This window comes from Streptomyces sp. (genome assembly GCF_036566765.1).
Classification (GTDB): Bacteria; Actinomycetota; Actinomycetes; order Streptomycetales; family Streptomycetaceae; genus Streptomyces.
Genome location: NZ_DATCVQ010000476.1, coordinates 1 through 5619 on the forward strand (window position 1 = coordinate 1; position 5619 = coordinate 5619).

The following is a 5619-nucleotide window of genomic DNA, read 5'->3' on the forward strand; positions in this document are numbered from 1 at the left end:
ACACCAACGATGGCGGTACCGGTGTCGACCAGTGCACCAACCCCGACACAGGCCCCGGCTGTCCCTAAACGAGGAGGCCCGAAGGCCTCGCGTGCATGACGCGAGGGTCTCGTCGGTTTGTCGGTGACGACACGCCACGAGGCCCTCGCTTACGCGACAGCGGGGGAAGGCAACTTCATTGACTTCCGCTCCCCGGCCTAAAGGCCGGGGATTCCTACCATGGTCGGCTGACCGCCTCGGTGGGTTCCTGCTTCACAGCGCTGTGCGGGGACAGGTCCCCGTCTTACCCGCGCTCGACAGGCTGATGCCGCCAGTCCGGCGGCCTTGGCGACGTTGACCGCCGTGTTGATGTCCCGGTCGAGGATGGTCCCGCACGCTCTGCACTCTCACACGCGGATGTTCAGGGGCTTGGGGCCGTCCTTGACGCCGCACTGCGAGCAGACCTGAGAGGTCGGTTCGAAGCGTCCGATGCGGTGGAAGGAACGCCCGTACCGGGCGGCCTTGTACACCAGCATCGCGACGAACGCCGACTATCCGGCGTCGTGCACCGACTTGGCCATGCGCGTACGAGCGAGACCCTTGACCGCCAGGTCCTCAACGGCAACCGCTTGGTTCTCACGGACGACCTTCGTTGAGAGCTGGTGGTGGAACTCGCGCCGTGCGTCGGCCACCGCGCCGTGGGCGCGGGCGACCTTGATGCGGGCCTTGGTCCGGTTCTTGCTGCCCTTCGCCTTGCGGCTCAGGTTCTGCTGTGCCTTCTTGAGCTTCCTCTCCGCCCGGCGCAGGAAGCGGGGGCTGTCGATCTTCGTGCCGTCGGAGAGGATCGCGAAGTGCGACAGGCGGAGGTCGACGCCGACCACGGCACCCGTCTCGGGCAGCGTCTCGGGCTCGGTCTCGACGACGAACGACGCGAAGTACCGACCGGCCGCGTCCTTGACCACCGTCACCGTGGACGGGGTCGAGGGCAGAGCACGGGACCACTTCACTCGCACGTTGCCGATCTTCGGCAACGACAGGTCTCCGCCCGCCGTGATCTTCCAGCGGGCATTGGCGGTGAACCGCACGGCCTGCCGGTTGTCTTTCCGGCTCTTGAACCGGGGCGAGCCCATGCGCGGGCGCTTGCCCTTCAACCCGTCGAAGAAGTTCCGGTACGCCGTATCGAGGTCCCGGAGGGACTGTTGCAGCACCACGGCCGAGACCTCGCCGAGCCAGGGCCCGTTCTTCGGTCTTCTTCGCCTCGGTGATCAGCAGCTTCGAAAGGTCACCGGTCTTCGGGAATGCCCCACCGCCTGCACGGGCGGTCTCACGGGCCCGAAGGGCGTCGTTGTAGACCACCCGCGCACACCCGAACGCACGGTCCAGCGCACTGCGCTGAGGCCCGTTCGGGTAGAGGCGGAAGGAGTACCGGAGCTGCATGTCGATCACCGTAAGGTCTACCGCCGCCCTGGTTGGTTCAGAGAAGTGACCAGGCCGAATGAGATTGCACCGCTCCACAGGGCGTGGGGCATCGGGTCCTCCAGGCCCCCCTGGCGGGTGGGAACTTGTAGGGTCTCAGTTTTCGTGGCCAAATCTCAGAGCAGATGGCCACTGTTTGGCCTGTTGGCCACGTCGCTGAGACGCGCACGTCAGCGGCGTCACTCGTTCGAGTGTCGCCTGAACCGTGTCCTTCCCCGCTCCCCTTCACCGTAGAACGCGGGCCCTCGTCGTTGCGTAGTTGCAGTTGGCTTGGCCCGGCCGCCGGCACGCAGCGCCGGGCCGCGCCTTTTCGTCAGAGGGTCTTGGCCCTCTTCGACCCGCCCCACAGCGAGCCCGGGTTGGCTCGGTTCGGGTACAGCGCGAGCATCGCCTCGTACAGTTCGGCCGCCGTCTCAGTCTCGGCCTCGAGCCGGTTGAAGTCCGCCAGGAACTTCTTGGTCTCGGCCAGGATCTTCGGGTCGTCGGGCAGGTCGGGCTTCTTGTGGCCGGCGACGACAAAGGCGGGGTCAAGTGCGGCGAGCGTGTCGGTGGCGCGCATCCACTCCTCGCGCGACGCGGTGGTGGTCTCGCCCATGTACTGGTGGATGCCGTTGTAGGCGACATCGCCGGCCACGACGAGCCGCAGGTCCGGCACCCATAGCGCGGTGCTGCCCTCGCAGTCGGTGAAACCGGTCTCGATCACCCGCAGCGGGTGCCCTTCGAGGGTGAACGTGTCGCCGTCCAGGACCTCCGGGAAGACCTGCGGCGCCGGAACCTGCCCCGGAAAGCGCGCGGTCCAGAAGGTATCGAAGTAGGGCGGCGTGCCCTCGGACCTCGCCTTGGCCACGACTGCGGCGGTCGAGACCGCCTTGGCCTGGGGGAAAGCCTCAAGGAGCTGCTTCACGCCGAAGGCGTGGTCGCCATGACCGTGCGTGATGTAGACGTAGGCCAGATTACGGTCGTGCGCCTTCACCCAGTCGACGAGCTGTTGGTTCTGTTCAACGGTGAGGAACGTGTCGACCACGACTGCGTCGCGCTCACCGTAGATCAGCGTGGCGGTGTTGGAGACCCACTGGAGGTCTTCTTTCCCGGGCGGCAAGTCGCGCGTAAGGCCCGGTCGGCGGAGGCACAACGTGTCGTACTGCAGTGATGATGCGGGCGCCGTCATGTACGTTTCCTTCCGGGGCTGTGACGACTGGCGACGAAGTTCTGGCGGCTCTCCATCCGGTGGCGTCGGAGGCGCTCATGGACCACTCGCCCATGCACGGCCGATTGTCACCGCATGTCACGAATCATGATGGCGCATGGCGGGTCACATGCCATGGAATGGCGGGAAACCAGCTCCGCCGGCCTGGACAGCAGCCGAGGTCAGGACCACTCGTGGGGATCGCCTTCAGAACATGCCGACGTAGTCGGCGGCCGTCTCCGGAACGTCCTGGATGACGTCCCAGTGCTCGACGATCCTGCCGTTCTCCAGACGGAAGAAGTCGGCCAGGGCGCGGCCGGGCTTGCCGGGTTCGAGGATGAGGTGGGAGTGGGTGACGACCATGTCCCCTTCGGCGATGACGCGCTTGATGTCCAGGCGGATCTCCGGGTAGGCGCTACGCATCTGCCTGTTGAACTCAATGAACCCCTCGTCGCCGAACTGCATGTCAGGGTTGTGCTGGACGTACCCCGGGCCGAGGTAGTCAGCGATCGCCTTCTCAATCCCCCCACCGACCACCATCTGGAAGTAGTCGACGACAACCTTCTTGTTCTGCTCAAGATCCGGCACAGCTGCTGCTCCGTTTTCAGGACTCTGGGTCTGCCCGCGACCGGACGGGTGCCGTCGTGAGCGGGACCCCTTCAGTGTTGGTGAGGGACGAGCCCCGCGCCATTCATGGGACAGCGAGACCCCCAGCCCGTGGCCATGATCGATCTCGGCGCTACTTCCTGCGCCAACGGCTCGCACCCGGAGCAGCTTCAGGGATACCGAGGGATGGATTGGTCCAGTTCCGATGACATCGGAGCGGATCACCTGAGAAGGGAAACCCACGGCATCGGGAAGCGAGTGGCTACCGCAGCCCGGAAAGCACTCAGAGGAAATGACACGACGATGAGACAAAACCCTCCCGCCATGGTATGGAACAAACCCAGAACCCGCAGATCACAGCCTGGGCGCTCTGACACCGGCCGCGAGATCCTACAGCTCCCATGTAGGGTCTCAAATTTCGTGGCACAATCTCAGCTCCGCTGGCACAACAGTCGCACTTATGCCGTCTTCGTGAGACTCCCTGCTGTCCTGTCGCACTGAGCCGTTTTCATCCTGAGTAGTCGCAGGTCAGGAGGGTGTGGACGGCTTGGACGATGGTGCCGATGCAGCGGGTGGAGCATCTGGCTCGCCGGAGCAGTCGCCAGGACTTCAGCTGAGCGAAGGCGCGCTCGCCAGGAGCCCGTAAGCGGGCGTGGTCGCGGTTGAACTACTGGTAGTGCGCCGGCTGGATGTGGTGGTGGTAGTACGGGGTTCGGAATGTGGCGCCGGCGCCCTGGTAGGCGCGGTCTGCCAGGACGAGGATCTGCCGGGTGAGGCAGGCCTGGACGATGCCGTGGGCACGGGCCGCGGTCAGGTCGTGGGTCCGGCCCGGCGTCGCGCGGGAGAACCACAGCGGTGTGCCGTCCGGACGTGTGATGACCTGGACGTTCATGCCGTGCTTCTTGTGTTTTTGGCTGTAGTACGGCTCGTCCGCGCGGACGCGGTCGGTGGGGATCAGGGTCCCGTCGACGATGACGAAGTCCCCTTCGCCCAGGCCGACGAGGGCCTCGTGCAGGCCAGGCGCCCAGGAGGCCAGGACGTCAAGGGTCTCGTCCACGTACCGCCATGCGGTTGCGGTGGAGACGCCGAACCCGGTGGCGAGCTGGGGCAGCGTCTCGTTCTTGCGCAGGTGGACCAGGGCGAGGAGGGCTTGTTTGAAGCAGCCCAACTTGCGCCAGCGCGAGCCACGTTCACACCTTCGGGCATAGATGAGCCACGAGACGTGCTCGACCAGCTCATAGGGGACGTCGACCGTGGCACGATACGGGACCAAGCAAGGCTCCTCGGACGATGCGTGGTGCGTAGAGAACACCACCGCAACGACCAGGAGCCTCGTCTTGTCACTCCACCCCGCTCACCTGCACGTTCACCCTGCAGAGACAGGATGAAAAGGGCTCACTGAAGCTGTCGGATTCCCACTCGGTCTCGTTCGTGCTGGCAGGTTCTCCATTAGATGCACTGAGACGGGACACCCAGCGTCGAGATTCCGCCATTCTCGGGAGTGGTTCTCGGCCTCGCTCCCCTTTTGGACGGCGGCTGGCGCGCCGCTGTGACCTGGGGGGCTGTGATTGAGACGCGGGGATCTGCGATTAGATCGCAGAATCCTGCGAAGCAGTCACGCGTTTCCGCAGGTCAGCTGGCATTTGTGTGCTGTCAGGGCGAGCGGTTCGGCGCTAGATTCGTGGATGTAACGGCGCACACCGTCGACTTCCGGATTCAACTCCGTACGGGCCACGGACGTCCAGGACCGTCCTGGGGTTCATGTCTGGAAGGCGAGGGCGTGATGGGGAGTTCGGAGAGCGGCAGTCCGCGGGATCGGAGCGGGGTGCCGAACTGGGTCAAGACAGTGGTGAAGGTGGTCGTGTCTGCGGTGATCAGCAGCGTCGTGCGTGAGGGGATGGACGATCTCCTCCCACCGTTCGCCGAGCGGGAGAGGGAGTAGCTGCGACGGCGGAACGCCTTCGGCCCTCGTCGGCGCGTGACCTAGGTGAGGGTGATCGGGGGCATGGCCCCGATCACCCTCACCGCCGGCGCTTCTGTCTCTACTACGAAGAGACTTCCGTCAAAGCCAGGTCGTTTGAGAACTGCAAGCCCCGGCCTTCTCAAGCCGCCTGGCACCCCAGCAGGCCAGAAAGCCCCTCATCCGCCAGATGCACTGTGGCAGAACACTGCCGCACGGAAGGGAGATTTGATCTCATCTCCCTGCTCCGGTGCGGCGCGGGTTCCTCAGCCCTGGGCGGGGATGTCCAGGGCGGTCCCGTACAGGCGGGAGACCCGGAGCAGGATGGTCACGCGCCGGTCAGGCAGCGGCTGCTCTCCGGGGGTCGCCCCGTCGGCCGGGTCGGCTATCTCCGCCTCTCCTTCCGCGACGG

At 65.5% G+C, this 5619-nt stretch carries 2 protein-coding genes and 2 pseudogenes; all 4 read right to left on the reverse strand.

What is annotated here, in order from left to right; translation table 11 throughout:
• Nucleotides 1-197 precede the first annotated feature (197 nt).
• A pseudogene (locus VIU94_RS28035) lies at nt 198-1416 on the reverse strand (RNA-guided endonuclease TnpB family protein).
• Between the two features lie 352 nt (nt 1417-1768).
• A complete protein-coding gene (locus tag VIU94_RS28040) occupies nt 1769-2623 on the reverse strand; it encodes an MBL fold metallo-hydrolase (RefSeq protein ID WP_331915362.1) in 855 nt (284 codons plus the stop codon).
• Nucleotides 2624-2848: 225 nt separating this feature from the next.
• Nucleotides 2849-3229, reverse strand: coding sequence for a nuclear transport factor 2 family protein (locus VIU94_RS28045; protein ID WP_331915364.1), 381 nt, complete (start codon nt 3227-3229; stop codon nt 2849-2851).
• Between the two features lie 526 nt (nt 3230-3755).
• A pseudogene (locus VIU94_RS28050) lies at nt 3756-4520 on the reverse strand (transposase family protein).
• Nucleotides 4521-5619 lie beyond the last annotated feature (1099 nt).